Consider the following 25,880-nt stretch of genomic DNA (forward strand, 5'->3'; position numbering starts at 1 on the left):
CCGCCGCCGGCACTCCGCCTGCGGCTACCGCAGCCCGATCACCTACGAGAACACCACCACCGCGGCTACGCTACGACCGGCCGCATAACAATCAAATCGCGTGTCCACTTTTCGGGGCGAAGGCCCCTGCACTCGCTGTACCGGTCAGCCTCTATCGGACACTGGCCGATCGGGGTTAGCGCGCCAGCGAATCACCGTGAGAGGTCCCTCGTCAGCCGTGGGAGGTTCGAAGTGGTCGAAATGCTAGGAGGCGACCTCTTCGGTGAGCACGTAGTCATCGGGATGCCTGCCACGCCTGTCCCGGATACGGGCAAGGACCGTTGAGCGATCGGTAGCGAGATAGATCGTCTCCGGGACAACGCCAGCGGGTTCCAGTAACCGGCGGTAGTCCTCACGCATCGCACGCGACCAGAACGAGAAGTCCAGGACAACGTCGCTTCCCGCGGTCACAAGCTCCAACAGCCAAGCCCGCAAACCACCTTCGATGTCGTCGCGGACATCCCGGGGCAGCGGCACGGTCCAGATCCCTCGCTGCCACACTCCACGTCGAAGGAGAGCCGGATCATCCCCTCACTCTCCAAGCGGCGGGCATACGTCGACTTTCCCGACCCCGAAGGACCGCACATGAAGATCACTCGGCTCACCGACGCACCATACGTACAACGCTGGGTCGAGCAGCATCACGCCTCGGCGGACGCAGATCTCAACGTGACAGCCCCCGGCGATGGCCGACGTTGTCCCGTTGGACGATCGGCGAATTCAGGCGGTCGTCTCTCGTTAAGGTCCTGGGATGCCCGAGTCTCGTTACAGCAAGGTTCTGGGACGCCCGAGTTGATCGAGCCAACGGTCCGTCTGTACTCCGCCTGGCGTGAGGCGCACGAGGAGTGGGGAGGCGCGCACGAGGACGGTTTCGGCTGCTGCCCTCTGACGACGTCGACTCCACTGTCGGATTCGCGACCTGGCTGGCGCGGTCGGCCGGGGAGTCAGACCCGGCGCGCACCCTGGGCGCCGGCCGGGTCCACTCCACCTACCGGTGGATCGTCGAGGACGACCAGGTACTCGGCGCGATCGCGTTGCGCCACGAACTCACCGAGTCGCTGCTACGCACCCGCGGGTCATGTCGGCTATGGCGTCAGGCTCTCGGCGCACGGTCGGGGGCTGACGTGCTGATGACGATGCTCATGAGGGGTTCCATTCTGTCGGCCTTTGGCCGTCATTGATGCGACAGTAAAAGCACAACCGGGTACCTATATGACGCGGTGCGCTAGTCGCTATCGCCCAGCGACTAGCTGGCAGGGGGGAGGTCCGGCGCATGGGTCGCGGTGGCGAACCGCGTGATACTGGCGGCGATGACCCCCACACGGATTTGGGCTGGCGGAAGTCTGACTGCCCACCGTGGGCAAGACGTCATTTCGAACTGATGGCGCGCAGGCCCAGGTCGGCGAAGTCAATCATCCACTCGAAGGTGCGGTCGATGTCTGCGTCCCATTGGAAAGCGTCGGCGACGAGCAGGGCGGCGAAGCCGTGAAGTAGGCAGCGCAGCGTGCGGGCGGCGTGGTCGGTGTTGGCGGTGGAGACACCGTACCCGCCGAGCACGGCTGCTAGGGAGCCGAGCAGCCGGGTGGCGGCGTGTAGGAACGGGTCGTCCTCGCCCCGGAAGGGTTCGCCGATGGTGGCGGCGTAGCGCCCGGGATGCTCGGTGGCGTAGCGGCGTACCACCGTCAGCAGCGCCGCCAGCGCGTCGCGGCCGGCCTTGCCCTGCAGCGCGTCGCGCACCTGCTCGCCAAGCTCGACCATCGCCAGCGTGGCGATGCGGTGCTGCAGGTCGTCGAGACTGAGCACGTGCTTGTAAAGCGAGGGTGGTCGCATATCGAGTCTTTCGGCGACCACACCCATCGTGAGGGTCGCGAACCCGATCTCGTCGGCCAGACTGGCTGCGGTCTCGACGATCTGTTCGCTAGACAGCCCTGTCCTAGGCACCGGTGTGCGCGCCGAGGAACGTCAGGACGGCCCTGGCCACCTCGTGGGGGAACTGGGCGTGGGGGTAGTGCCCGGCTCCTTCGATCATGGCGACCGAGCCGACTCCAGCGGGCAGCGCCGCCACGATCGCCGCTGCCTCGGCGTTCGGGTCGGGCCAATCCGGATCGAGGGTGCCCATGACCACCAGGGTCGGACAGTGCACGGAGGCGAGCTGCGCCTGCGCTTGCTTCGAATCCGACGTGAGCATCTTGCGCAGGGCGGGCATCCGCCCCGGCTCGTGCAGTACTGCCTTGAGCGCGGCCAATTCCGCGTCCCAGTCCGCGGGCTTCAGGCCCGGGTAGGCGAGAGTGAGGTAGGCGGACCAGCGGCCGACGCTGCCCATGAGCGTGCCCATGATGCGCACCGCGCCCTTGCGGTAAGCACGGTTGGTGAACAGCCCACCGATGCTCGTCTTCGGCACGCGGGTGAACGGGGCGATCTCGACCGCGGCCGACACCAGGTCCGGCTCGCGGGTCGCGGCGATCGTGACCGCGCCGCCGGCGAACGAATGGCCGACCAGCACGGCCGGCCCGCCGAGCTCGCGCACCAGTGCCAGCAGGTCGCCGGCGAGGGCCGCGCGGCTGAACTCGGGCCACTCCGCACTCGACTCCCCCTGCCCGCGCGGGTCCATCCAGGCAACACGATAACCGGCCGCGACCAACTGCGGGGCGAGGAACCGGTACGCCTGGCGCCGGTCGCCTATGCCCGGGGCTAGAACCACGAGCGGCCCCGTTCCGGCAACCTCGTAGGCGAGCCGTCCGTCTTTTACATCCAGAAACTCTGTCACACTGACTCCTCAACTAGTCGAATTAGGCTGATGGCTATTGACTGTAGCTTTGGGTGTCGTGGGTGTCAACCTTGACCTCACTTCTGGATGAAGTTGCGTGGTGGCCACCGTCCGGGCCGGCGCCCCCCGTGATTGCGCCTGAAGCGATACGGGCTGCGCCGGGCTGCGAGAAGACTGCTCACTGCCAGACCGAACGAAGTACTTCAGTTCGCCCCGGGCCTCAGGCGGCGCGGCGGGCCGTAGACCCATCCGATGAGATTGCCGTAGAGCGACGAGATGTGGTGCGCCAGGAGATGGACGGTCCTCAGTTACAGAGACCCCATGGCGCACTGGATGCCGGATTCGACCGTTTCCTGACGTCAACCGCAGACCTACGACATGTGACCGTCAGTGGTAAGTGGCGGCAATGTCGCACCGCTATCTGGTGCCCACGTCGTCCCGCAGACCATCGTCTATCGGCCGGCGTCACATTGGATGCATGTCGTTTGCCGTGGTGAGAACTTGTGGGCCGTTTTGGGTGATGGCGATGGTGTGTTCGAAGTGGGCGCCGCGGGAGCCGTCGGTGCTGCGCAGGGTCCAGCCGTCGGTGTCGATGCGGTAGGCGTCGATGCCGCCGGCGAGGAACCATGGTTCGATGGCGGTGGTCATGCCGGCGCGCAGTCGCATCCCTCGACCTGCTGTCCCGTCGTTGGGGATGTGAGGGCTTTCGTGCATGGTCCGTCCGATGCCGTGTCCACCGAAGTCGGTGTGTAGGCCGTAGCCGGCGGTGCGAGCGATCCTGCCGATCGCTGCGGAGATGTCGCCTATCCGCGCGTCGGGGCGGGCGGCTGAGATGCCGGCGGCCAACGCGCGCTCGGTGTGCTCGAGCAACCGTGCGTCGTCGGAGCGGGTCGTGCCGACGCAGAACGAGGTCGCGGCGTCGCCGGTCCACCCGTCAAGGGTGGCTCCGCAGTCGACGCTGAGCAGGTCCTCCTCGCTTAGTCGGTAGCGGGTGGGGATGCCGTGCAGGACGGCGTCGTTCACGGACAGGCACACCACGCCCGGATACGGTGTCGGCGCGAATCTCGGCCGGTAGCCGAGGAACGGCGAGCTCGCCCCCGCGGCCCACAGTACGTCGCGGGCTACCAGATCGAGTTCGTCCAGTCGTACACCGGGTGCGGCAGCCGCGCGGACTGCCGCTAGCGCGTTCGCGACGACTCGTCCCGCTGCGCGCATCGACGCGATCTCGCCTGGCGTTTTGAGTTCGACCACCTGGACGTCACCTCCCGAACCATGCAACCGCGATTGTTATACCGGTATTAGTATCACGGTCATGGTGCGTCCGATGCTGTCCCCCGAGGAACGCGAACGTGGTTGCAGGCTCGGCGCGCGGCTGCGGCAGGCGCGGGGGTCGCGGAGCATGGTCGACGTCGCGGCCGACGCCGGCATCCCTGTCGAGACGCTGCGAAAGATCGAGACCGGACGTATCGCCACTCCGGCGTTCTTCACCGTCGCTGCCCTCGCCCAAGCCCTCGATCTCGCCCTCGACTCGCTCGCCGCCGACGTCGCGGTCTCGCCCAGGCAGATCCCGATCGCCACGACGGCCTGACCGCCGATTGCCATCCCACCAGCAGTGCCCATCACGGCCTGAGACGTTCGGCTGCGCTTGAACAGCGCCGTCTGCCGGGGTGCCGGCAGCCGATCCTTGGATCGAAGTGAGGTTGGCGGGCTGATCGATGACGTCCCAGACCCAGCCGCTCTCTACGATGCTGTGGTGAACGCAAGCGATGAGACCACTAGCTGGACCGATGATCTGCGGCGGCGTCTCGACGAGCTCCTCGATGAGTACCGGCAAGCTTTGCTCGGTTCGCTGGACGGCCTGTCGGAGGAGGAGGTGCGCTTGCACCTCGTACCGTCGAAGACCACCCTGTTGGGGCTGGTGAAGCATGTGACCTATGTGGAGGGTGTGTGGTTCGACCAGGCTCTGATCGGCCGCTCCTATGCCGACATTGGTATCGCGACGACACCCGACCGCTCGTTCACCCTGACCAAGGCCGACACAGTGGCGTCCATCTCCGCCGCGTACGAGGTCCGGGCGGAGGCTTCTCGTCAGGCGGCCGCTCACCTTCGTCTGTCCGACGTCGTCGATGGCCGCGGGGAGCGTCCGGTGTGGGCGCTGTACCTACAGGTGTTGCGTGAGCTCGCGCAGCATGCCGGGCATGCCGACATCCTGCGCGAGCAGGTCCTGGCACGGCGAGAGCCCTAGACCGCGGGCCCGTACCAGTAAGCGTTCGGCTTGCCGGACGCACGAGATGCGCCGAAGTGCCGGAATGGCCGCGCTCACGCTCACCATGGCACCTGTCGCGGGACATCCTCGGGAGCGGCGGCGCGTGGCAGCATCGCGGTCATGAGCACAATGACCGCGGACGATCTGGCTCCGCTGCGCCGCCGGCTGGTCGCCTTCTGCTATCAGATGTTGGGGTCGCCGTTCGACGCCGAGGACGCCGTGCAGGATGTCATGGAGCGGGCGTGGCGGTCGCGGGAGTCGTTCGATGCGTCGCGAGCGTCGTTGTCGACGTGGTGCTACCGCATCGCGCACAACGTGTGCGTCGACCGTCTGCGTGGCGCGGCGCGTAGGCCGCTTCCCCGTGACTTGAGCGACCCCGGGATCGAGGTGGGGGCCCCGCTCGTGCCGGCCCTCGATGTCCCGTGGCTGATGCCTGCGCCCAGCGGGTGGCTCGGCGAGTCGGAAGCGGGCGCGGCCGTGGAGCGGGCCGCCGACGTGCGGCTGGCGGTCACCGCGATGCTGCAGATGCTTCCTGCGCGGCAGCGCGGGGTGTTCGTGCTACGAGAGGTGATCGGCTGCTCGGCGAGCGAGACGGCGCAAGTGCTTGAGTCGACCGTCCCCGCGGTGAACTCGGCGTTGCAGCGCGCACGCGTGGCCGTGGGGTCAGGAGGCTGCCCGGCCGCGACCGCTGCACTGCGATCGAGTTGAGCGCTACGCGCGCGCCATCGAACACGCCGACGTGCGGGCTCTGGTTGCTCTGGTCGCGGACGACGTCGTGCTCGAGATGCCGCCTGTTCCCGCCTGGTCCCGCGGCCGGAAGCAGTACCGCGAGTTCATGCTCCACCTGTTCTCTTGGCGCGGAACCAGATGGGTGACGCATCCTGTCGGCAGCAACGGCCAGCCGGCTTTCTTGCTGTACCGGCTCACCGACGAAGGTCGGGTTCCGCACACCGTGCAACTCTTCGATGTCGATGAGTCCGGCGCGATCAGCCACGTGCTCGTGTACCAGGACCCGAGGCTGTTCTCCCTGTTCGAAGAGTCCGCGGTGCGCTGAGCGATGAGTCGGTCCGGGTTCGTTCGTAGGAACTGGTGACACACCCAGACACCGGAAAGGACCAGATCCATGGGCCGCATCATCATCATCCAGTTCATCACCCTCGACGGCGTCGTCGAAGATCCCGACGGAAGCGACCACACCAGCTTCGGCGGTTGGGCGATGCGCCACGGGCCGCAGGGCGTGGCCGGGGACAAGTTTCGGCTGGGGCCGATTCTCGAGCACGGGACCCTGCTCTTCGGTCGCCGCACCTGGGAGCACTTCAGCACCCTGTGGCCGACCCGCGACGACCCGTTCTCCCGAATAATGAACGCCGCCACCAAGGCAGTGGCCACCCACCGTGAGATCGACTCCGATGTCTGGGCAAACTCCCGGGCTGTCGACAAGCCGCTGGCCGACTGGCTGCGCGACACCCTGGCCACCGACGTCGTCGTCATCGGAAGCGGATCGGTCGTCAAGGCTCTCGCCGACGAAGACCTCGTCGACGAGTACCGCCTGCTCGTCTTCCCGACCGCTGTGGGCTCCGGGCGTCGACTCTTCCCCACCGGGCACCGCCTCGCTCTCGCCAGCGCCGAGCAGGTCGGGCCGGCGGTCCTGTGCGTCCTTACTCCAGACCGGGCGTGACGCCGTGATCAGATTCCTCGTCACGTACGACCGCCCAGCTGACCCCGAGGCCTTCGACCGGCACTACCGCACCGTTCACGCACCGCTCACGCGGCGGCTCCCCCGGCTGCTCGCCTACACCGTGCATCGGCAGCCGCGCGCCGTACGGGGCGCGGCCTACTACCAGGTCGTGGAACTGACCTGGCAGGACCGGGAGACCGCCGAGGCGGCGTTCGCCTCACCGGAAGGCAGAGCCACCGCGGCAGACATGGCCAACCTGGACGCGCCTACCCGCAGCTGCCTCTACGAGGTGCTCGACCAACCCCCTGATTCGCATCGGTGAAGCGATCGAGTTGGTCAGCGCGGCGAGCGCGATGCGGCTCGCCAGCTGTTCGCCGTGGTGGGGACGACATCGGCGGCGAAGCCGGGGACCCGCTGCACCGGTGCGCGCTGCCCCACTCGATGGCCGACGTGCAGGACGACGTGAATGAGGAACTCGTCTAGGACCTGAGAGCACTGGCGGCCGCCGACCTACTCACCGACGAACGTGCCGCGCAGGCGGATATCACGAGTCCGGTGGCCGCCTTCTATCCGTCCCCTGTAGCTCAACCTCGCCGAGTGCTACCGCAAGCTCGGCAACCTTGACGAAGCCCGGCAGCACCTCCGACGGGGGACGGCGGTTGTCAGCACCCTCCCCGACGACGGTCAAAGGCGCCCTCGACCGGCTCGCCGAGCGGCTGACGTCTGCCTGACCGCAAGCGGATCGTCTACCAGGCGGCGCGAGCCGTCCCGGTGGTCGTTCGGCATCTGCGACGGCTTGCACACGTGCCTATTCGGGCGTGTTTTCACGTTCTCGTTGTCCGGAGTCTGCAGCCTCCGGACACGAGCGTGCGCCTAGCTGAGCCGCGTGTCAGCGTAGGCTGCCATCGCGTCGCGGTAGTACTCGGCCAGGCCAGGTGCGATCTTGTCGTAGGTCGCCGTGAATCGTGGATCGTCGACGTACATCTGGCCGAGACTCTTGAACGCTGCCGCATTTGGAGTCCACATCTGGCAGATCGCCTGGTACGCGGCGTCCACCTCGGCCTGAACGGCGGCGTCGCCAACGTCCGTACCGGCCGTCATCAACTCAGCCATCCGGATCATCGCCGACGTTTGCTCGCGTTGCATCCGTTCGGTGTCCTGCGCGCTGAGCGTGTCGGTGAACTGCTTGGACTGTTCCCACTGCTGCGGCCAGCGTGCGCGTGCCTCGTCGTCGTACTGGGTAGGGTCGAAGCCCTCGAAGAGGTTCTCCGGCCTGTTGATCCTCGTCATATCGGGTAGTCCTTTCTTGCTTTCGAGTTCATCGATCGTGCGCGCAACGGTGTGAGCCACCTGCGCGAGGCGGCCCTGCTCGCGCAGCAGCCGCTCATGGTGGCCGCGAAGGGCCTGGATCCGGTCGCGCTGCTGGTCCAGGATCTCTCCGATCTCGCTCAGCCCGAGATCCAGTTCCCGCAGCAGGAGGATCTGCTGTAAACGAAGCAGATCTTCCTGTTCGTAGAAGCGGTAACCGTTGCCGCCGACCCCTGCCGGTGGCAGCAGGCCGATCTCGCCGTAGTGGCGAAGGGTCCGCGAACTCACCCCGGACATGCGGGCCACCTCACGATCGACCAGGACACCTGCACACCTTCCACTTTGATCGATGAACTCAGCCGGTCTGTCCGGCTCTCACTGACGCTAGGCATTGACGTTGCGTCAATGTCAACACAGCCGACGGACGATCTCATGCGCCACGGGTGCGGTCCGAAAGTGGATCGGGCTACGGCATGGTCGCTCGCCGGCGGCATCGCAGTGGTGTGATGGTCTGGTGGATGGGCTGCGGATCATCGGTGAGGCAGTGGCCCGGCCAAGTCCGTCGTGCTGCTCGGGCACGGAGGCAGTGGGCACAAACGAAGCGAACGCAACGTGCGGCTAGCGACCTGGTTCGCCGCATGCGGCGGCATCGCGTCGCTGTCATCGATGGCCCATTGCACGGCGACCGCGCTGTAAGCGGCGACGGACGGTTGGACTATCAGAACCGTATCGCCGGCGAGGGCGCCAGAAACCTCCACGACCGCATGCGCCAGGACTGGCTCGCCGCTCTGGCCGCGGTGATCAGTCGGGGTGGGTCGGCGGACCGAGTGTCGCCTTCCTGGACATGTCGATGGGAGCGCGGTACGGGCTGCCTGTCTGCGGTGCTCTTGCCTCCCGGCTACGGTGCGCGGGCCTCGCCCAGACCGATCGACTGCCCCGCGATCTCGCAGCGAACGACGTGATCACCGCCGCAGCCGGAAGCATCCGCGCCCCGATCCTGAAGCACGTCCAGTGGCACGCGGCTCCGACCCGCCGCCGACGCCTCGCAAGCGGCTTCTCAACTGACACTGCGCCTGGTCCGGCGGATGGCGTCATCAGGGCGGCAGGGCGAGCCTGACCTCGCATTGGAGGTCGGGTACTCGATTGAGGCGCGCGTCGGCCGTCACGAGTGCGCAGCCGAACGTCTCGGCGACGGCGAGGTAGGCGGCGTCGTAGCCGGTGACGTTGCGCCGCAGTTGCCACATGCGGTCCAGCAGGGGTGTCGCGGCAACGAGGTCGATGGTGGCGGCCGCCATCGCAGTGAGCGCGTCGACAGCGCGTTGCTCGCTGATCTTGTGCCCGAGCCATCGGCCGCGGATCGCGGAGAACACTTCTACGACGAGGTGATCTGGGGCGGCCCACCGCGGATCGCGGCCGAGCTCGGCGCGCCCGTGAGCGCCGACTGGCCCGTCGTCGGTGAAGGCGTTGGTCAGCACTGAGGCGTCGACCACTATCACAAGGCGTTGCTCGCGACCTCGCTGAGAGCCGCCTCGCGGTCGGCTCGGGCCTGGTCGAGCGCTTCGGTCACCTGCGTCGTGGCCAGCTGTGAGCCGTCTTGGCGACCGTCGAAGCGCTCCAGCAGGGCGAGGTTGGTGGATCGGCGTGCCTCATCGGTCACCAGACTCAGCAGGAACGACTGCAGAGACTGGCCGCGGGCGGCAGCCCGGTCGGCCAGCGTCTGGCGGATATCATCGGGGACTCCTCGGATTTGCAAAGCAACCATGCATGTAGTTTACATGCATGGAGTGCTGTCGCATGGACCATTCGAGGGTTCCATCCGGGCAGGCGTCCGACAGGTACGCCATACGGGACGGTCAAGATCGTCGACGCTGATGGAGAGGCCACGAGTCGAGCTCTTCGACGTCGATGCCGTCGTCTACTTCCTGCGCAAGGTCATCTGGACGGTGCCGGACTTCACGGTGGAGCGGTACCGTGCCTTCGCTTGGTCGCTAGCCGATCGGCGATTGGGACAGCGGTCGGCCTGCTCTATCAGCTGGCCCGGTTCGCCGCGTCGTCAAGGACTCGGCGGACCCACTCCGATCTGGATGCGCCGGACCAGTAGTCGAACCAACGTACGATTACTGATCTGTCAACCGGTCTTCGGGCACAGAGTTGCCGAAGTGCGCGAGCACCTGCGTACTGTGACCTGCAACACACAGACGCTGGGCGTCAGCTGCCGATCCGAGATCGATATGGGCCGATCGGCCCCCCCGGCCCTGGGGCCGGCACCTGCAGAACTGTGCCGGGAGCGATCCCCGGTGAGATGGGGCATTGTCACTCGTTGGGCGCGATGGGGACCTCGTCAGGGATGCGGAAGGCTTCATGGGCCGAGTCGCCGGGCAGGGCCTCATCGATGAACTGCTCGGTGGGGTGAACCGAGCAAGATCTCTGCCAGCCAAAAGCGGGTGGCTTCGCGCACGTGCACGAGCATCCCGACCGGTGTCCACCCCGAGGGCAGGACGGCCGTGCGTATCTGCTTCTCGGTCAGCCCATCGACGATGCCGAGCATGCGTTCGTGCTGCGTGGTGAGCCACGAGTTGACGGTTGACTGTGACGGTCTCCACGGGGCCGTTCCTTCTCTGATGGGTCGGGGGTGTGCTGTCGTGGGGGACGTCGCCGCAGGTGGGGAGTTTTTGACATGCTGGGGCCGGCGGATGTCGAGACGCTGGCCTGGGCGCCGACGTTCCGGGTGAGGAGGCGGACCGGCCGCCTCTCGTGAAGTGAGGTGACCACGTGAAGTTCGTGATCCTGATCCACTCCAACCCCCAGCCGTGGGGACACCCCACCGGCGACTACATCGCCGAGCAGCAGGCGTTGCCCAAGGAACAGCGTGCACAGCTGAACGCCGAGTTCGTGGCCGTCATGGCCGAGATGCAGGAGAAGGGCGAGCTGCTTGGCGGCGAGGCGCTCGGGAACCCCGCCACGGCCAGGCTGTACCGGTGGGAGGGCGGTGAACCGATCGCGACCGACGGGCCGTATGCCGAGGCTAAGGAGCACTTCGCCGGCTTCTTCCTGATCGACGTCACCAGCCGAGAGCGCGCCGAGGAGATCACCGCGAAGTTCTCCGGTCCCGGTGAGACCGTGGAGCTGCGCCCGACCATGCAGGTGGGCGGCGACGACGTATGACCGTCGAGGTCGCCCAGCACGTGTGGCGCGTGCAGGCCTCACACGTCCTGGCGGCCCTGCTTCGCCGATCGGGGGATCTCGGCGCCTGCGAAGACGCCGTCCAGGAGGCACTCCTGGCGGCCGCGACCCAGTGGCCGGCCGACGGCATACCGGACAACCCCCGTGGGTGGCTGGTGCGGGTGGCCTCACGCAAGCTCCTCGACCGCCAGCGCAGCCAGGCGGCCCGTGCCCGCCGCGAACAGGAGGTCGCCCTGCAGGGTTGTGCGGACGCTCATGCACCGTCGGCGGACGAGGCGCGCGGCGACGACCAGGACGACACGGTGCACCTGCTGCTGCTGTGCTGCCACCCGGGCCTGAGCCCCGTCTCGCAGGTGGCACTCACCCTTCGCGCGGTCGCCGGACTGACCACCGCGCAAGTGGCAGCCGGATTCCTGGTGCCGGAGGCCACGATGGCCCAGCGCGTCAGCCGCGCCAAGGCGACCCTGCGCCGTGCGGGCGCCCGCTTCGAGCGGGTGCCGGCCGAGGAGTTGCCGGCACGGCTGCACGCCGTGCGTCACGTGCTGTACCTGCTCTTCAACGAGGGCTACACCTGCTCGTCCGGGCACTGCGCCATCGACCCCAACCTGACCCGGGAGGCCATCCGGCTCACCGAGCGGCTGCACCGGGCGATCCCCGAGGACGGGGAGAGCACCGGACTGCTGGCGCTTATGCTGCTCACCGCCGCCCGCACCCCGGCGCGCCTGACCACCACCGGCGACCTCGTCCCCCTGGCCGAACAGGACCGCGGCCGGTGGGACGCCGACAAGATCCACCGAGGCACGGCGCTGCTCGAGCAGACCCTCGTCGCCGGGCCAGTGGGTCCCTTCCAGCTGCAGGCCGCCATCGCCGGCGTCCACGCCCAAGCCCGCACCTGGGCAGAGACGGACTGGCTGGAGATCTGCATCCTCTACCGGATGCTGAACCGTCAGGCGCCGTCACCGACCGTGACCTTGAACCTGGCGATCGCCGTCGGCATGGCGCACGGTCCTTCGGCCGGACTGGGCACCTTGGACCCACTGCTGCACGACGCGAGCCAGCAACGCAACCACCGACTCCACGCCGCCCGTGCGCACCTACTGGAAATGGCCGGTGACCCCCGGAGCGCCGTTGCGGCCTACCGGGAGGCCGCACGCCTGACGCACAGCATCCCCGAGCAGCGCTACCTCAACCAACGTCTGACGTCACTGGACGAGGAAACAGACGACTGACCCCACGACCATGACACTGCCTTCGCCAAAAGCAACCAGTCCTGGCGAGGATCGCCGTACACCGATCCTCATCTAACACAGCACAGAATCGGCAGCGCCCGGATTCTCGGGCTACCGAGGAGTCACGTTTTCTTGACACTTCTGTGCATGTCAGCAATCGTGTCAGAAGCGTCCGTGCGTTATGCCCGACTGTCAAATTGGCACGATTTTCCGACAACTCGCCGACTCACTTGACGTCAAGGAAAAGCCATCATTTTTTGAGACACTGAGCCGACGGGTCGGCGCGGCGCTGTGGTTCGCAGAGCTATCTGGCATGGTTTTCGCAGAGCTATCTGGCATCGTCCTCACGGCCGGGTCCGGGAGGTGGGGCGTCGCAGCGAAATGTTGTCGACGGCCGCGGGGGTGGACATGAGGATGGCCTGATGGATGAAGCTCACTTGCCGCTGGCTGTGCAACTTGGCTCTGCTGATCACGTCATGCTTCGGCGTCACCTGGCTGAGGACCTCAAGGCGATCGAAGCCCAGTGCCAGGACCCGGAGATGCAGCGCTGGACCGCGATCCCGGTGCCGTACACCCGCGAAGACGCGGCATGGTTCCTTGCTAATGTGGCGCGACGAGGGGATGCCGGAAATGTGGCGGCGTTCGCCGTCGAGTACCGAGGCCGGTTCGCTGGGTCAATCGATCTGCGCCTGCAGGAGGCTGGCTGGGTCGAGGTGGCCTTCGGCCTGGCACCGTGGGCTCGCGGCGCCGGAATCGCGACGGCCGCAGTCCAGCCCCGCCAAGCATGTTTGGATACAGCGGACGTCTACTGGGGTGCCGTAGTAGTCGCAAATTAGAAGAGGAAAGTACCGTGACCTCACCATCAAACCGTAAACGGTTCATTCCAGCGATCGTGTTGCTGGTCGTTGGCGTCGGGCTCAATGTCTTTTACCGTATCGCTAAGTCTCATCATGTCGGCAAGATCGGCGCATCCACCGACATCGGTGGCGGACTATTGGTGGTCATCGGCTATCTGCTTATCGCAGGCGGCTTGATTCTTGGCGTCGCCACGGTGCTGAACGACCGCCGCGGTGGTTAGCTGGCCGCCGCCGATACTCAAGATTCGTTTATCGATACAATTCGACATCGAACCCGGATGCTTCGGCTTTCCTTATGGCTAGTTCATAGTTGGGGAACGGTAGCAGGAGTGGCTGGCTGAGCCAATTTTGCAACGGGCGACTCGGAATAGACGGCCTCCGACTCAGTTACCAATATCCGGATATAACAGCTCAGCTGCCATCGCTACCGCAGCGAGCCGGTCGTGCGCTCAGTCGGTTTCGTCAGGTCCTGGCGGGCAAGATCGACTGGGTGCCTGGAGTGCACGTGCCGCGTCAGCGGGGCAAGCGACGAGTGCACGCCATCTCCGTCCGCGAAGTCTTGATGCCGCAGCCAGACGTCGCCAAGTTCGTCCGGGCCCTACTCAGCCTCACACCCGAGCAGCTGGCGAAGTTGAGCGGCAGCCAGAGTGCGCGAAAGGGCTAGTACTGCCAGCCTCGCCGTGGACGCATGGTGACACCGGCTACCAGCAGTGCTTCCCGGATGAGGGTGTGCGCATGACCGAACTTCGCTTCAATCTTCGCAAATGACCAGCCAGCCGTATACAAGTCGATGGCCTCTGCGATCTCGGCGGGGGAGAGGCCTTGTCGCCGGACTCGGACGTCATGGTCTCGGAGCAGCTTCAGCACGGTGCCCTTGCCGATGTCGTACTTCTTGGTCAGCTGGGTGGTAGGCACGCCAGCTTCGTAGTCTTGGACTAACTTCTCCACGACGCTGGCCTCAAGCCGCCGCTCGATGGCATGCACGCGAGGGGCCCGCATCGAGACGCTCTTGATATGTTCGTCCGATTTTTTGCCCATACTAAGTGCAGAGAACTAGGGTGATATGGGCGGCTTTGGCATTTCGGGTAACGTCCCACCAGCTCCACCATCGTTGTCTTATTCAAACCTTGGCCAATTGATGACCAGCCAGGGCTTCGGCTGAATTGTCCTTTTCGAACATGCAGCGCAAGCCCCTCGATGACTCTGTATCGATGGAGTTGAGCGCAGCTGCACGCACCTGCGGGTCGAGGAGTGCTGCAAACGGCCCCGCCAGGTCCAAGCGGACGGTGCCGTCTTCATCGACGTAGATCTTGTCGAAGAAGGCAGATGGATAGCTTCGACGGTGCCACTCCAGGGGTCTTCAATCTTCGGTCAGCTTGGTCGCTACCGATCCTGCAAGACCCCGACCCCAAACACCCCGCTACGCTGCGCCGACCCCGTCAACCACGCTCAGTGAAGAGCCTTACGCCGGTAATCAAGGCGTGGGCATGGTGCAGAGCGTCGATCTGGACGCGCCGACGGGAACCGCGCCCAACGGTCAGGCGTGTTTCTACACCTGTACTACGTAAGCCTCAACTCAGCCCTGAACGACATGCACGTGCACCTCGTCAGCCCGTGAGTCCGGCGTCGGGCACCGCGAACATAACGATTCAGCATTCGGCTCAACATTCCGTGCGTCCCAGTGGCTACTAGTCAACATGGGTATTCGCGATGGCAGATTGGTCGCCGTGGCGTACACCGGGGGTGAGCCTGCTGCGGTTTCCTTCGATGATCTCCTGGCTGTGCACTGGTCGATGTTGGTCCGGGTGGCCGGGCGGGTATCACCGCCCGGCATGCGCGACGACGTCCTACAAGAGGCAGTCACCCTTGCCTGGCGTAGGTGGGACACCTACGACGCGGAACGAGGGAGCGTTCGCTCCTGGATGATCGCGATCGTGGCCGACCGGGCGCGCCGGGCGTGGCGACGACACCGCGTGTGGCATCCGCTGTCCGACGACTTGCACGTTGCGCCGGCGGATTCAGAGATCCGTGCCGATGTCGAACGCGCGATCGCGGCGCTGCCCGCTCGCCAGCGCCTTGCCGTGCAGTTGCGCTACTACGTCGACCTGCCGGTGGCCGAGATAGCTGAGGTCATGCGTTGTGCGGCGGGCACGGTCAGCTCAACGTTGCACGATGCCCGTGCGACCCTACGTTCAGCATTGGGAGATGAGTACCGATGAATGGGACCGACCTTGAGAATCTGCTGACCCAGCAGGGTCATGCGTGGCGCACCGAGCAGCCGCCAGACCCCGCGTTCAAGGCCTCAGGAGTGACCGGAGCCCGCCACCATGGAAACTGGTTGCTGCCACTGATCGCGGCCGCGGTCGTCGTGATCGGTGCCGCGGGCACCACGGTCGTCCTGCGGGGCGAGCATCCGCGGCGAGCGGAAGGTTCTGCGGCCGCGGCCCCGACGATCGTCGGTTGGGCTGCGCGCCCGGCGGGGCCGAGCCAATCACCGTCGTTCTATTCCGGGCCGGTCGCCTCGGCTACGACTACGGCCGCGAACCTGGCCTCGTGTGACAGCGACTTCGATACTCGCTTCGTGCCCGACGGCCAGGGAGGGACGGTGGTGTTGAGCTACCGCGGTTCCGCCGGCTGTGCATTACCGGAAGTCACCCCGACCGCACAGCTGCTCGACTCCGGCGGCACGGTACTGGCCAGTGGAGGAGAGTCACTGGCGATCGGACGCACAGGTGTACAACCGATCGCCGCAAGCCAGGTGGTGCTGGTGCCGGTGCGGGTGTGTGGACCTCCCGGTGCCAGCCTCAGACTTCGTTTCAGCGACGGCGAGAGCACAAATACGCCACTGCCAGCAGGACTGGCCTGCACCGATGGAAGTTCGGCCGGCGTCGGAGTCACCCATCAACGGAGCGCGGCCGGGGGAAGCCTTGGATCACTGGTGCAGGCGATCAGCGCACCGACCTCGATCCCCGCTGGTCAGACCCTGAGCTTCCGCGTGACGCTGACCAACTCGACCGACTCCGCCGTGCCGCTGAGTCCATGTCCGTCCTTTGCCGTCGCGCTGGAGGACGTACTCTCCCTGCCCGACCCCAAGGCCGTCAGTAGCAGCGGACAACTCAACTGCGCCGCCAGTCCGGCCAGCGTGGCAGCGCACGCCAGCATCACCTATGACATGCAACTAGACACGGCCGCCGCACCAACCGGTCCCCGTCGGCTGGTCTGGACTTGGCTGGGCGACTGGCCTTCGGATGGCTTCGCCGGCTACCCCACCGTGACAGTCCGGTGAGTTGGCTTCCGCCGCGGCCCCGGCAGACCGATGGTTGAGGATCTTGAGAAGAAGGCAAGACTGCAGGGGTGCCCAAAGTTCAGAGGTCGAACACCTACTGCCCGGTGCGTCCCTGCGGGTGACCAAGCCGTCGGCTGCCGTGCTGTCCGCAGCGTACGCCGGCCCCTCGCTACGAACGGCAACAGTGAAGGTCAACCAGTCGCAGTACGCGCTGGCCTACTGTAGCTGCGATTACCGGCGCACCATGCTGCGGTATTGCATCTGTCGAGCCTGATCCGTCCGAAGGCGTCTGGCCGCGGGTCGAGGTATCGGAGTCGGCGGTGTGACAACAAGGGCCGGCTCAGACGAAACGTCGCTGGTCCCTTGTTCTCTAGAGCAACCTGAACCAGCCGGTCACGAACGTCTCCTACCGCTACGAGAGCGGCGACGGCCAGCCCGAGGAGAGCTTCGGCCTATGGGCGGAGCGGGCCGAGTCGGTCGACATCTTGCCTCCGCACGGCTCTGTCAGATTCCAACTTCTGCAGTCGATGGGTCAGCCGGATCCGCAATGTGTGTCGTTACCTGGACCGACCCGCGTGGTGTCGAACGCGAGACTCGAGCTTCCGTTCGCACTCACTGATCCCGCGCGATCGGTCTCAGCGACCATAATTCGCGGGTGATGCGGTGCGCCCGCGTGGTTCGATGATCACCGTGACGCAGAAGCTCTTGCATCCGCCCAAGGCCAAGTCCGGAGACCGCATCGCGGTTCTGTCGCCATCATTCGCGGCGGCGGGAGCGTTTCCTGCAGTGCACGAGCAGGCCATGCTGCGTCTCGCCGAGCTGACCGGCTTGGTGCCGGTCGAATACCCGACGACCCGACAGCTGAATGCCTCTCCGGAAGCACGCGCGTCCGACATCAACGCGGCCTTCTCGCACCCGGAGGTGCGGGCAATCCTTGCCGTGGTGGGCGGTGAGGACCAGATCCGGGTCATTCCCCACCTCGACGCTGACCTCGCGCGCAGCGACCCTAAGCCCTTCCTCGGGACCAGCGACAACACGAACCTTCACAACTGGTTGTGGGCCAATGGCGTTGCGAGCTTCTACGGCGGCGCGTCCCAGGTGCATCTGGGCCCGGGACCTCACGTTGACCCGATTCATGCCGCGTCCCTGCGGGCCGCGTTGATCACAGGGCAATCGCTGGAGCTGTTCGAACCGGGCGAGTCCGAAGACGTCGGCGTTCCGTGGGATGATCCGCGAGCCCTGACCTCCTTCGGCGAACGTGACTCCACCGAGCCGTGGCTCTGGAGCGGCCCGCAACGTTCAGTCACGGGACGATCGTGGGGCGGGTGCGTCGAGGTCATTGAATGGATGCTCACCGCAGGTCGTTTCCCACTTCGCCGGATGTACTCGCTGGCGGGGTGCTTCTGCTCGAGACATCAGAGGAATTGCTGCCCGCTCGCAATGTCGGCTGGATCGTCCGTTCACTCGGTGAGCGGGGAATCTTGAGCGCGGTCGACGCCGTCCTCCTCGCACGTCCACCCGTCTCCGACTTCACTCGGCGGCCTGATAAGGCTGAACGCGCCCGGCTACGCGCCGAGCAGGCCGCCGTGGTCGTGGAGGTCATCAGCAGCTACAACCCTCAGGCTGTGGTCTGCGCCGGCGTCCCCTTCGGCCACACACGGCCACAGTGGATCATTCCCCACGGCGGCGAGATCACCGTTGACGGCGCACGCCAGCGTGTGTTTGCCGACTACTCCTGACGGCTCGAATAGTTGTCGATCGAATATTGACGGTTACCGGTAAGCGGTCTTGGACGGGCGTGCCTGCCCCCTGCCAAGGCCTAAGTATCCGTCGCAACGTGCTCCCACACGCCCGGATCGGCGTACAGCTGGTGCACTTCCTCGAGGTCCCCGCGCCTCGGGCGCGTCAGCGTCAGGCGTTCGGTGTTCACCCGTGAGAAGTCGGCCACCCGAGCATTAGCCCAGCCGGCCCCTCGTCGTCCGCGACCGGGACGAGGCCGTGCTGCACCGCGCCTTCCCAGGCACTTGATCGACGCTGATCGACTGCCGACGGGTGGGTGTGAAGGAGGATGGGACGCGGTTGTCCGCTGGTTCACTGCGCAATTCCTTGTCACGGTGATGACGGCATGGGTGCCGCAGCGGTGAGAAGAGGCCTACGGGAGAATGCCGTCTACGCCTCCCTGCCCGGAGCCCGACGTGTCGAACGCAGCGCGGAATCGGCTCAGGGCGGTCGCCGAGTCCTGAGCCGCCCAGCCTTCCAGGGCGACGACGCCGGTGTAACCGAGCGCGCTCAAGGCCGCTGCGACAGCGGGGTAGTGGATCTCCCCGGTCCCGGGCTCGCACCGTCCGGGCACGTCGGCGACCTGGATTTCCCCGATGAGCTGCAGGGCCCGCTCAACCAACTGGATGAGGTTTCCCTCACCGATCTGCGCGTGATACAGGTCCAGGTTGAGTCTGAGGTGGGGGCTCCCCACCGCCTCGACCAGCGCGATGGTGTCTGCGGCGCGGGCGAACGGCGTGCCGGGGTGGTCCACCTCCGTGTTGAGATTCTCCAACGTGAACACTCGCCCGGCGCGCTCCCCGAGGGCGGCCAGCCGTTCGAGCGTGCGCGCGGCGGTCAGCCACATCGCCGGGGTCACGACCTCGCTCGGGACCACCGGCAAGCCACGACCGTCCAGGCCGGTCCCGTGCACGTTGAGCCGCGGGCAGTCCAGTTGCTCGGCGATGTGGAGCGACTCCTCAGCTGTGCGCAGCAGCTGTTCAGCGCCATCCTCGTCGGCAAGAGTGCCGGTGACGTAGCCGGTCATCGACGAGAAGGTGGCGCCCGTTCGCGCCAGCGCCTCGACGTCCTTGCTCGTCCAGTCCCAGATCTCGACCTCGAAGCCGAGATCAGCGATACGCCGCGCTCGCTCCTCGATGGGCAGGTCGAGGAACAGCATCTCGGCTGATGCGGCCAGCCGGTACGCCGTCACTTCTCGACCTCGTCGATCCGCACGGAGCGGCGGCTGCGCACCGACTCAGCTGCCGCCAGCGCGATGGCGAGGGCCGCGCGGGCGTCCTCGCCCGAGACCGTTGCAGGGGTACCAGCCCGAACGGCGTCGACGAAGGCGGACAGCTCGCTGACGTAGCTGTCCGGGAAGAGCTCCTGGTCGCTGCGCACGGTCTCGACCAGACGACCGGCTGACCCCGAAAAAGTCATGCCGCTGCGGCGACCGTCCCCCATGGCCACCATGCCGCTGGAGCCGAGCACCTCTCCCCGGACGTCGTACCCGTACGCGGCTTCGAAACTCGCCTCGGCAACGGCCATCGCGCCGTTGTCGAAGCGCACGAGGACGACGGAGGTGTCCAGCAGTCCGCGATCCCGCCACGTCGGCTCCACCAGTGCATCGGCGGTCGCGTACACGTCGACGGCCTCAGCTCCGGGGTTGAGGAAGCGCAGGGTGTCGAAGTCGTGGATGAGCGTTTCGAGGAAGATAGTGTCCGGAAGGACCCGTGCCGGGTCGAAGCCGCCGGGATCGCGGGTCAGCGAGCGCAACTGCCGCGGCGTGCCGAGTGTGCCGGTGTCGATGAGTGCCCGGGCGGCCTGCCAGTCCGCGGCGAACCTACGGTTGAACCCAACCTGCAGGGTCACCCCAGCAGCGCGCGCGGCGTCGATCGCGCGGTCGGCCTCGGGCAGTGTGACCGCCATCGGCTTCTCACAGAACACGTGCTTGCCCGCACCTGTGGCGGCCACGACGAGGTCGGCGTGCGACCGGGCCGGCGTGGCGATCACGACCGCGTCGACCTCGGGATCCTCCCAGATCTGGGCCACGTCGGTGTACGCCCGCCCGGCGCCTAGCGCAGCGGTCAGTCGCTCGGCCGCCCCGCGTGCCGGGTCGGCCACGGCAACCAGCCGCGCCTGCGGCAGGCGTAGGGCCAACGTCTCCGCATGGAAGGCGCCCATCCGCCCCGATCCGATCAGGGCGACGCCTACGGTGTCCATTGCCATCTCGCCTCCTTGCATAGAACGTTCTATGTCCCACGAGAGAGTGATGCCTGCCGCTCCTGCAGTCAAGAGGCTGCGTCTAGAACGTTTTAGTTCCCTGTCGACAAACCTGGGGTGACCCAAGGTCGACTGGAGACCACGCCTCAAAGCACCGCCCTTGGCTGCTGCAAGGCTCCGCCTCATCGGAGTCCAGTACGTCGTTTCGACGATCTGGTGTCGTTCCTGCGGCTCGACCGGGCGTGCGGTTGGACCGTGGAGCCAGCGGTACTCGGTGTCGGGGTGGCGAAGGTCGGTCACGCCCGCCTTGTCACACGGGCGAGGCGGTGGTGCTCCGTATGACTAGGCGGGGAGGCACGATGAGTTCCCGGTGGCCCACCACTGCGCCGTCGAGTCGGTCGGCCACCCGGCCGACCGCGAGCGAGGCCATCTTCTCGGCGTCCTGAGCGACCGTCGTGAGCTGGATCGAGGAAAGAGCTGCCACTCGGCTGTCGTCGTAGCCGATGACGCTGATCTCCTCGGGCACGGACAGTCGGCTCCGGTGGAGGACGTCCATAACCGCGACCGCACAGCGGTCGTTGAAGACGGTCACAGCGCTGGGCAGAGGTCCCTTGAGCAACTCTCCCGCGGCGTGAGCTGCGTCGTCCTCGCCGGGGCCACCTCGGATGATGTGCTGATCTTCACTGAGTCCATGGTGCGTCATCGCGGCCGAGAACCCACGTCTCCGCTGCGCCGCTCCGGGCGCTCGGCCCCCGTCGATGTGAGTGATCCGACGGTGACCGAGGCTCACCAGATGATCGACGGCCTGGCGCTGCCCGGCGTCGTCCGTCGTCCGGACGACGTGGACCCCGGCCGCGCGCACCGGTCGAGCCACCACGACGACAGGCAGCCGGGTGGCCAGCTCGGCCAGCCGCGTGGTCGGGGACCGGGGGCCCAGCAGGATGATGGCCTCGCAACGATCCTGCAGTAGTGAGGCCATGGCCCGTTCTTCATCGCGGACCGGTGTCACCGCGCTGAGAGTCAGTTCGTACTGCAGGAGTTCGCCGGCTGCGTACAAGCCGCCGAGGAGATCGCCATGAAAGTCCTGCCGGACGTCGAACACCACTCCTAGCAGCCGGCTCCGCGTACTACGGAGCAGCCGGGCTCGGGCGTCGGGCCGGTACCCCAGTTCATCAGCAGCACGACACACCCGCTCCCGGGTCGCCGGGCTGGCGCCCGGGGCCTCGCGCATGACGATGGACACCAGGGCGGTCGAGACACCGGTAAGAGCCGCGACGTCTGCAAGGGTCGGCCGCCGGTCACGGGGCGGTGATGCCATGGCGGGAGCCTATCGAAGGCTTGAACGTCCCGACGCCTGGTCCGAGGAGGAACCGGTGACATCCGTGCTCACGTTCGACGCCGACCGTTCCAGTCCTACGCCGCTGTACTCGATGTAGCGCAGGCCAAGCCCGGCGCCCGGCGGGTGCGTTGCTTCGCAGGGTGCATGCCGCGTTGCGGCCCGGTGGGTAGCGTCGGCGCGGTGCACAACTCGGTCGAGGTGACCGGAGGTGAGTGGTCCGATGGTGACTTTCCGATGGACGTGGATCTTCGCCTTCGACGGAGCGATGCTGACTTCGGACTCCACGTTGCGCTTCCGCGAGCGGGACGAGGTCGAGACGGCCCTGGTCGCACATGGGTATGACTTGGCCGATGTCCGCGCTGCGCCCGACCGGCCCGGACAAGGGTTCGTGTCTTCGCGCGACGTACCAACTGATGAGCAGAGACGTCCAGTCACCGACTCCTTATCGGAGATTGCGCATGCTGCCCGCTCAGCGAGCGAGCCACTGCTCGCGTGAGATCGCATACTCGACCTCGCCCAGTTCACTCCCGGAGATGGGCTCCTCCCAGTCGGTGTGGAACGTCCGAACGTGCTGCATGCCGACGGCGGCCATCGTCGCGCGCGAGCCTGCATTGAGCGTCATCGTCTCAGCGAAGATTCGGACCAGCCCGAGGTCCTCGAATCCGTGCCGGATCAGCTCACGCGCGCCTTCGCTGGCGAACCCGTTGCGCCAGTGGCGGCGCAAGATCCGGTAGCCGAGTTCGGCCTGCCCTTCGACCGGGCCCTGGTCGGGGCGCTCCGGCGGCTCGAGGATCCACCAGCCGACGAACTCGCCATCGACGTACCCGGCCCAGAAGCCAAGTCCCGGCACCCGCCCCGCGACCGCGAGACGACTGCGGTGCAGCCGTTCGACCTCCTCGCGCGCCCGAGCCCGACCGTTGCCCAGGTAGCGCATCACCTCAGGATCAGAGTCAAGCTCGACCTCGTACTCCAAGTGCCCGTCCGACAACGGGACGAGCTGGATCCGGCCCGCGCAAAGCGACGCCTGGCACATGGCTCTATCCTCGCGCACCGCCCGGCGGTCCGCGCCGGTTGGCGATCACCGCGAGAACCCAAGGATCGTCAAGCGGGACTACCAGGCGGGTCGGCGGCTTTATCAGTTCTCACGACTACGGTTCTGACGACCCCGTGAGGAGCGACCCAGTGGCTGAACCAGACGCAGTGATGGTCCGTATCGGCGAGGGGATCGCGCTGCGTGAACAAGGCGAGCGCGTCGCGGCGCGCACTCTATTCGCGCAGGTGTGGACTGAGATCAGCGGCGAGGACGGCGACTCCTTCCACGTCTGTGCACTCGCTCATTCGATGGCTGACGTGCAGGACGACGTGCACGAGGAACTGCTATGGGACCTGAGAGCGCTGGCCGCAGCTGATCTGCTCACCGACGAGCGCGCCGCGCGCGGCGGCGTGGCTGGCCCGGTCGACGGCTTCTATCCCTCGCTGCACCTCAACCTCGCCGAGTGTTACCGCAAGCTCGGCGAGGTTGACTCGGCGCGTAACCATCTTGACCGAGGCCGTGCCTCGATCGACGCCCTCGGCGACGACGGTTACGCCCAGATGATCAAGGCTGGCTTGGATAGGCTTGCGGACAGACTGGCCTGACCGCAGGGCGATCCCCTTGCGGCGATCGACCGATTGGCGCGTGCGCCACGTCGCCGTAGGAGGTTCCGCCAGCGGTACAACCCAATGTCGCCTGGCCGGTGCGCGCATCATCATCGACGACGTATTCCTCAGCGGCGCCGCGTCGCAGGAGCGCACCCGCATGCACCTGGTGGGCCTGGAGGTGCTGTGGGTTGGGGTGCGCTGCGACCCGGTGATTGCCGCGGACAGGGAGATCGCCCGAGGCGACCGGGTAACCGGCATGGCCGCCTCGCAGGCCGAGATCGTGCACCAGGGTGTCGTTTACGACCTGGAGGTGGACACCAACCACACCGAGTCCCTGGACTGTGCCCGCACGATCGCCGCGCGCGTCGTCCAATGACCATCGTCTGCGGACACGGCAACGAGGGCGAGCTCGCCGACGGCGGCTAACCACGCACGTGTCACAAGCGGATCGTCAAACGGTACAAGGCGTACGCGCCGCTATCGTGGGGGCATGCCAGCACCGGAGCGCTCAGGCGACCCGGCCGACGGGCGCGAGGTGGCGGTCGGGGTCCGGGCGACGTACGACGCGGTCGCCCGCGAGTACGACCGGCAGCTCGGCGACGAGCTCGACGGCAAGCCGCTGGACCGCGCTCTGCTCACGGGGTTCGTCGAGATGGTCGGGTCGGGCAGGATCGCCGACGTAGGGTGCGGGCCAGGGCAGGTGACCCGCTTCCTTGCCGATCAGCGGGCGGACGTGCTCGGGATCGACCTGTCGCAGGGCATGATCACAATCGCCCGAACCCGGTCACCGAAGCTGGAGTTCACGGTGGGCTCCATGCTGCGGCTTCCGGTTCCCGACGGCACGTGGGCAGGCATCGTGGCTCTGTACTCAATCATCCATCTGACTGAGGATGAGCGGGCGATCGCCTGCCGCGAGTTTGCGCGGGTGCTGCGCCCCGGTGGCTGGCTGCTGGTCGCCTTTCACGTGGACAGCCAGCAGTTCACCATCGGCGAAGTCAACCGCCTCACGACATGGTTCGGGCAGCAGGTCGAGATCGACGGCTACTTCATCGACCCCGATCAGGTAGTCGCCCAGCTACAGACCGCCGGGTTTGCGCTCACGGCCAAAGTTGAACGACTGCCCGTTCCTGAGGTCGAGTACCCAAGTAGACGTTGCTACCTGCTCGCGCGGCGGCGCTGACCGATAGCCGATCGGTCAGCGGTGTCGGACCCAGATGCAGGGTCGGTGAGGACGCCGTTGTCAGCGGCTCGGTCGACGTGCAGCGGGGCGAGCGCCTCGGGAATTACGTAGGTGCCGCTGCCGGGTCGGACCTGCGCGGCGCAGATGACGAGGGTGTCGGCGGCGGCGCAGGCGTCGTAGTCATGCCATCCACGGGCCAGGCTGTCCGAGTAGCCTCCGGGCAGGTCGTCGACGTCACCGTCCCAGCGCAGCGGCACTCCTCAGCAGGCGGCGACGAGCTGGTCGCCGGATCGGCGTCAATGAATGCTGGCCAGCCGCCCGCGAACAGCGCCGCCAATTGCTCCGCGGACCGAGGACGGGCATGCATCGGCTCCGCGATCTGCTCCGGGAGATCACGCTCCAACTCTCGTCTGTTTCAGAAGTGGATGGCTTCAGCGAGACGAGGCGGCCGCCTTCACAGATGCTTGATCATCGCCGTCCGAGACCACGCGTCCAGCCCAAGGAACGCTTCGTGTCGGCGGATGGCCACGAGCTCCGGCCCGAGGTCGGCGGCAGGCAGGTCACGCCAGCCGAGCCTGCGGTAGTAAGGGCCGTTCCACGGGACGTCGACGAACGTGGTCAGCGTCATGGCTGAGGACCCCCGTTCACGCCCCCATTGCTCGGCTGCGGCTATGAGCGCTCGGCCGAGTCCTCGACCGGCGCACGTGGGATCTACTGACACCTGGTCTAGATGTGCGCGTGCGTCCACCCAGCTGTTGAGGACAAAGGCCAATGCTGAGTCATTGTCCTCGACGGCCACCAACACTCGTCCGTCACGGACGGCCGGCAGGAGCTGCTCCACGGTGGGCAGATCGCCGTCGGCGACCGCCGCCATATCGACCTCCCGAAACATCTTGCCGGCGTTCGCCTCGATAGCGATGACGGTCGGAAGATCGACGTCGGCGGCGGGGCGGATCCTCATGTTCACCAGTCAATCAGGACGCCGTCCCGCATGACGAACGGCGGATTCTGGCGGTCATTGCAACAGCAGGTCGCCGATCAGTTCGTTCGGCTTCTTGAACGCTAGCCGTTTGCGGGGGCGGTCGTTGAGTTCCTGGGCGACCCAGTCGAGGTCCTCGGCGGAGTG

31 protein-coding genes and 5 pseudogenes are annotated in these 25,880 nt (G+C 66.6%); 19 read left to right on the plus strand and 17 right to left on the minus strand.

Translation table 11 applies throughout. From position 1 onward, the window contains the following. Positions 1-243: 243 nt before the first annotated feature. Both RM423_RS19995 and RM423_RS25895 read right to left on the minus strand, forming a co-directional pair. Positions 244-516 (minus strand): AAA family ATPase, encoded by a 273-nt coding sequence (locus tag RM423_RS19995; protein WP_311424807.1) that lies wholly within the window; start codon positions 514-516, stop codon positions 244-246. Then, complete coding sequence (locus RM423_RS25895; RefSeq protein ID WP_396327805.1) at positions 447-626, minus strand: AAA family ATPase; 180 nt, start codon at positions 624-626, stop codon at positions 447-449. Before RM423_RS25895 ends, RM423_RS19995 begins: the two co-directional genes overlap by 70 nt. A 258-nt stretch (positions 627-884) precedes the next feature. On the opposite strand from RM423_RS25895, the gene RM423_RS20000 reads away from it, so the two are divergent. Continuing rightward, positions 885-1,220 carry a hypothetical protein gene (locus RM423_RS20000; RefSeq protein WP_311424808.1) on the plus strand — a complete coding sequence of 112 codons (336 nt, stop codon included), beginning with the start codon at positions 885-887 and terminating at the stop codon, positions 1,218-1,220. 187 nt (positions 1,221-1,407) lie between these two features. Here RM423_RS20000 and RM423_RS20005 read toward each other — a convergent pair whose 3' ends face one another. From RM423_RS20005 to map, 3 genes are all read right to left on the minus strand, one after another. Next, complete coding sequence (locus tag RM423_RS20005) at positions 1,408-1,980, minus strand: TetR/AcrR family transcriptional regulator (RefSeq protein ID WP_311424809.1); 573 nt, start codon at positions 1,978-1,980, stop codon at positions 1,408-1,410. Beyond that, the gene (locus RM423_RS20010; RefSeq protein ID WP_311424810.1) at positions 1,973-2,806 is read right to left on the minus strand and encodes an alpha/beta fold hydrolase; all 834 of its coding nucleotides are present in this window, start codon (positions 2,804-2,806) and stop codon (positions 1,973-1,975) included. Before RM423_RS20010 ends, RM423_RS20005 begins: the two co-directional genes overlap by 8 nt. Before the next feature lie 465 nt (positions 2,807-3,271). Then, complete coding sequence (gene map / locus RM423_RS20015) at positions 3,272-4,057, minus strand: type I methionyl aminopeptidase (RefSeq protein WP_311424811.1); 786 nt, start codon at positions 4,055-4,057, stop codon at positions 3,272-3,274. Positions 4,058-4,118: 61 nt separating this feature from the next. Between map and RM423_RS20020 the strand changes: the two genes are divergently transcribed. The 6 genes from RM423_RS20020 to RM423_RS20045 all read left to right on the plus strand — a co-directional run bounded on the left by RM423_RS20020 (position 4,119) and on the right by RM423_RS20045 (position 7,072). Beyond that, positions 4,119-4,394: a helix-turn-helix domain-containing protein gene (locus tag RM423_RS20020; RefSeq protein ID WP_311424812.1), complete on the plus strand. Its 276-nt coding sequence runs from the start codon at positions 4,119-4,121 to the stop codon at positions 4,392-4,394. Positions 4,395-4,559: 165 nt separating this feature from the next. Beyond that, a complete protein-coding gene (locus RM423_RS20025; RefSeq protein WP_311424813.1) occupies positions 4,560-5,051 on the plus strand; it encodes a DinB family protein in 492 nt (163 codons plus the stop codon). A gap of 141 nt (positions 5,052-5,192) precedes the next feature. After that, positions 5,193-5,780 carry a sigma-70 family RNA polymerase sigma factor gene (locus RM423_RS20030; RefSeq protein WP_311424814.1) on the plus strand — a complete coding sequence of 196 codons (588 nt, stop codon included), beginning with the start codon at positions 5,193-5,195 and terminating at the stop codon, positions 5,778-5,780. A 31-nt stretch (positions 5,781-5,811) separates the two neighbouring features. Then, positions 5,812-6,126 (plus strand): nuclear transport factor 2 family protein, encoded by a 315-nt coding sequence (locus RM423_RS20035; RefSeq protein ID WP_311424815.1) that lies wholly within the window; start codon positions 5,812-5,814, stop codon positions 6,124-6,126. A gap of 69 nt (positions 6,127-6,195) precedes the next feature. Continuing rightward, positions 6,196-6,750 carry a dihydrofolate reductase family protein gene (locus RM423_RS20040; RefSeq protein WP_311424816.1) on the plus strand — a complete coding sequence of 185 codons (555 nt, stop codon included), beginning with the start codon at positions 6,196-6,198 and terminating at the stop codon, positions 6,748-6,750. A gap of 4 nt (positions 6,751-6,754) precedes the next feature. Continuing rightward, positions 6,755-7,072, plus strand: a complete 318-nt coding sequence (locus RM423_RS20045) for an EthD family reductase (protein WP_311424817.1) — start codon at positions 6,755-6,757, stop codon at positions 7,070-7,072. A gap of 551 nt (positions 7,073-7,623) precedes the next feature. Here the strand turns inward: RM423_RS20045 and RM423_RS20050 are convergent. From RM423_RS20050 to RM423_RS20060, 3 genes are all read right to left on the minus strand, one after another. Next, complete coding sequence (locus RM423_RS20050; protein ID WP_311424818.1) at positions 7,624-8,355, minus strand: MerR family transcriptional regulator; 732 nt, start codon at positions 8,353-8,355, stop codon at positions 7,624-7,626. Positions 8,356-9,152: 797 nt separating this feature from the next. Beyond that, on the minus strand, positions 9,153-9,548 hold the full coding sequence (locus tag RM423_RS20055) for a type II toxin-antitoxin system VapC family toxin (RefSeq protein WP_311424819.1): 396 nt from the start codon (positions 9,546-9,548) through the stop codon (positions 9,153-9,155). 2 nt (positions 9,549-9,550) lie between these two features. Next, positions 9,551-9,820 (minus strand): hypothetical protein, encoded by a 270-nt coding sequence (locus RM423_RS20060; protein ID WP_311424820.1) that lies wholly within the window; start codon positions 9,818-9,820, stop codon positions 9,551-9,553. 106 nt (positions 9,821-9,926) lie between these two features. Here RM423_RS20060 and RM423_RS25900 point away from each other — a divergent pair. Then, positions 9,927-10,031: pseudogene (locus RM423_RS25900) on the plus strand (SAM-dependent methyltransferase); the annotation flags it as partial. A 413-nt stretch (positions 10,032-10,444) separates the two neighbouring features. On the opposite strand, the gene RM423_RS25905 reads toward RM423_RS25900, so the two are convergent. Then, positions 10,445-10,933 carry a mycothiol transferase gene (locus RM423_RS25905; protein WP_396327804.1) on the minus strand — a complete coding sequence of 163 codons (489 nt, stop codon included), beginning with the start codon at positions 10,931-10,933 and terminating at the stop codon, positions 10,445-10,447. Here RM423_RS25905 and RM423_RS20065 point away from each other — a divergent pair. The 4 genes from RM423_RS20065 (at position 10,831) to RM423_RS20080 (ending at position 13,548) form a co-directional block, all read left to right on the plus strand. Next, positions 10,831-11,223 (plus strand): YciI family protein, encoded by a 393-nt coding sequence (locus tag RM423_RS20065; protein WP_311424821.1) that lies wholly within the window; start codon positions 10,831-10,833, stop codon positions 11,221-11,223. The genes RM423_RS25905 and RM423_RS20065 overlap by 103 nt on opposite strands. Beyond that, complete coding sequence (locus tag RM423_RS20070; protein ID WP_311424822.1) at positions 11,220-12,470, plus strand: RNA polymerase sigma factor; 1,251 nt, start codon at positions 11,220-11,222, stop codon at positions 12,468-12,470. The genes RM423_RS20065 and RM423_RS20070 overlap by 4 nt, the downstream gene beginning before the upstream one ends. 422 nt (positions 12,471-12,892) lie before the next feature. After that, positions 12,893-13,306 (plus strand): GNAT family N-acetyltransferase, encoded by a 414-nt coding sequence (locus tag RM423_RS20075; RefSeq protein WP_311424823.1) that lies wholly within the window; start codon positions 12,893-12,895, stop codon positions 13,304-13,306. Positions 13,307-13,320: 14 nt separating this feature from the next. After that, positions 13,321-13,548, plus strand: coding sequence for a hypothetical protein (locus tag RM423_RS20080; protein WP_311424824.1), 228 nt, complete (start codon positions 13,321-13,323; stop codon positions 13,546-13,548). 439 nt (positions 13,549-13,987) lie between these two features. Here the strand turns inward: RM423_RS20080 and RM423_RS20085 are convergent, their stop codons facing one another. Next, complete coding sequence (locus tag RM423_RS20085; RefSeq protein ID WP_311424825.1) at positions 13,988-14,365, minus strand: hypothetical protein; 378 nt, start codon at positions 14,363-14,365, stop codon at positions 13,988-13,990. 659 nt (positions 14,366-15,024) lie between these two features. Here RM423_RS20085 and RM423_RS20090 point away from each other — a divergent pair. The 3 genes and pseudogenes from RM423_RS20090 to RM423_RS20100 all read left to right on the plus strand — a co-directional run bounded on the left by RM423_RS20090 (position 15,025) and on the right by RM423_RS20100 (position 18,352). Next, positions 15,025-15,546, plus strand: a complete 522-nt coding sequence (locus RM423_RS20090; protein ID WP_311424826.1) for an RNA polymerase sigma factor — start codon at positions 15,025-15,027, stop codon at positions 15,544-15,546. Beyond that, positions 15,543-16,613, plus strand: a complete 1,071-nt coding sequence (locus RM423_RS20095; protein ID WP_311424827.1) for a hypothetical protein — start codon at positions 15,543-15,545, stop codon at positions 16,611-16,613. The genes RM423_RS20090 and RM423_RS20095 overlap by 4 nt, the downstream gene beginning before the upstream one ends. Before the next feature lie 681 nt (positions 16,614-17,294). Next, positions 17,295-18,352 (plus strand): annotated as a pseudogene (locus RM423_RS20100) (LD-carboxypeptidase). A 413-nt stretch (positions 18,353-18,765) separates the two neighbouring features. Here RM423_RS20100 and RM423_RS20110 read toward each other — a convergent pair. From RM423_RS20110 to RM423_RS20120, 3 genes are all read right to left on the minus strand, one after another. Next, positions 18,766-19,584, minus strand: a complete 819-nt coding sequence (locus RM423_RS20110) for a TIM barrel protein (protein WP_311424830.1) — start codon at positions 19,582-19,584, stop codon at positions 18,766-18,768. Then, positions 19,581-20,600, minus strand: a complete 1,020-nt coding sequence (locus RM423_RS20115; protein ID WP_311424831.1) for a Gfo/Idh/MocA family oxidoreductase — start codon at positions 20,598-20,600, stop codon at positions 19,581-19,583. The genes RM423_RS20110 and RM423_RS20115 overlap by 4 nt, the downstream gene beginning before the upstream one ends. Before the next feature lie 304 nt (positions 20,601-20,904). Then, positions 20,905-21,912 (minus strand): LacI family DNA-binding transcriptional regulator, encoded by a 1,008-nt coding sequence (locus tag RM423_RS20120; RefSeq protein WP_311424832.1) that lies wholly within the window; start codon positions 21,910-21,912, stop codon positions 20,905-20,907. A gap of 226 nt (positions 21,913-22,138) precedes the next feature. Between RM423_RS20120 and RM423_RS25910 the strand changes: the two are divergent. Then, a pseudogene (locus RM423_RS25910) lies at positions 22,139-22,429 on the plus strand (SAM-dependent methyltransferase); the annotation flags it as partial. Here RM423_RS25910 and RM423_RS20125 read toward each other — a convergent pair. Continuing rightward, the gene (locus RM423_RS20125; protein WP_311424833.1) at positions 22,403-22,966 is read right to left on the minus strand and encodes a GNAT family N-acetyltransferase; all 564 of its coding nucleotides are present in this window, start codon (positions 22,964-22,966) and stop codon (positions 22,403-22,405) included. The pseudogene RM423_RS25910 and the gene RM423_RS20125 sit on opposite strands and share 27 nt — an antisense overlap. 149 nt (positions 22,967-23,115) lie before the next feature. Between RM423_RS20125 and RM423_RS20130 the strand changes: the two genes are divergently transcribed. From RM423_RS20130 to RM423_RS20140, 3 genes and pseudogenes are all read left to right on the plus strand, one after another. Beyond that, positions 23,116-23,571: a hypothetical protein gene (locus RM423_RS20130; protein WP_311424834.1), complete on the plus strand. Its 456-nt coding sequence runs from the start codon at positions 23,116-23,118 to the stop codon at positions 23,569-23,571. 94 nt (positions 23,572-23,665) lie between these two features. Beyond that, positions 23,666-23,950: pseudogene (locus RM423_RS20135) on the plus strand (phosphotransferase-like protein); the annotation flags it as partial. A 114-nt stretch (positions 23,951-24,064) separates the two neighbouring features. Then, the gene (locus RM423_RS20140) at positions 24,065-24,754 is read left to right on the plus strand and encodes a class I SAM-dependent methyltransferase (RefSeq protein WP_311424836.1); all 690 of its coding nucleotides are present in this window, start codon (positions 24,065-24,067) and stop codon (positions 24,752-24,754) included. Here the strand turns inward: RM423_RS20140 and RM423_RS20145 are convergent. From RM423_RS20145 to RM423_RS20155, 3 genes and pseudogenes are all read right to left on the minus strand, one after another. Beyond that, on the minus strand, positions 24,730-25,011 hold the full coding sequence (locus RM423_RS20145; RefSeq protein ID WP_311424837.1) for a hypothetical protein: 282 nt from the start codon (positions 25,009-25,011) through the stop codon (positions 24,730-24,732). The two genes, RM423_RS20140 and RM423_RS20145, sit on opposite strands and share 25 nt — an antisense overlap. Before the next feature lie 197 nt (positions 25,012-25,208). Continuing rightward, positions 25,209-25,715 (minus strand): GNAT family N-acetyltransferase, encoded by a 507-nt coding sequence (locus RM423_RS20150; protein ID WP_311424838.1) that lies wholly within the window; start codon positions 25,713-25,715, stop codon positions 25,209-25,211. Positions 25,716-25,769: 54 nt separating this feature from the next. After that, positions 25,770-25,880: pseudogene (locus tag RM423_RS20155) on the minus strand (IS30 family transposase); the annotation flags it as partial.

Source organism: Jatrophihabitans lederbergiae (genome assembly GCF_031845305.1).
GTDB lineage: Bacteria > Actinomycetota > Actinomycetes > Mycobacteriales > Jatrophihabitantaceae > Jatrophihabitans_A > Jatrophihabitans_A lederbergiae.